Source organism: Paraburkholderia sp. BR10923, from assembly GCF_040948765.1.
In the GTDB taxonomy this organism is placed as follows: Bacteria; Pseudomonadota; Gammaproteobacteria; order Burkholderiales; family Burkholderiaceae; genus Paraburkholderia; species Paraburkholderia youngii.
On sequence record NZ_JBFPKO010000181.1, the window covers coordinates 1 to 345 of the forward strand.

The following is a 345-nucleotide window of genomic DNA, read 5'->3' on the forward strand; positions in this document are numbered from 1 at the left end:
GCTGCCCGGCGATGTCGCAGATTGCCGAAGACATCGGCCGTGCGCTCGAGGCCGCGCAGCTCACGCCCTACCGCGTCGCCACCGTGCTCGCGCCGGCGTGGACCACCGACTGGATCACCGCCGAGGCCCGCGAAAAACTGCGCGTCTACGGCATCGCGCCGCCCACGGGCAACTGCGGTTCGGCCGCGCATGCGAGCGCCGCGCCGCAGGAAAAAGTCCTGCGCTTCGTGCCGCGCGCGCTGCCGGCACCGGCCTGCCCGCGCTGCGGCTCCGCACACACCGAGCGGCTCGCGCAGTTCGGCTCGACCGCCTGCAAGGCCCTGTATCGCTGCCTCGACTGCCGCG

At 73.6% G+C, this 345-nt stretch carries 1 protein-coding gene; it reads left to right on the top strand.

Features of this window, described 5'->3' with window-relative positions; genetic code table 11:
* Positions 1–345 (top strand): 1,2-phenylacetyl-CoA epoxidase subunit PaaD (gene paaD / locus AB3X94_RS42015; RefSeq protein WP_368614489.1); only part of this gene is annotated, 345 nt, incomplete at both ends.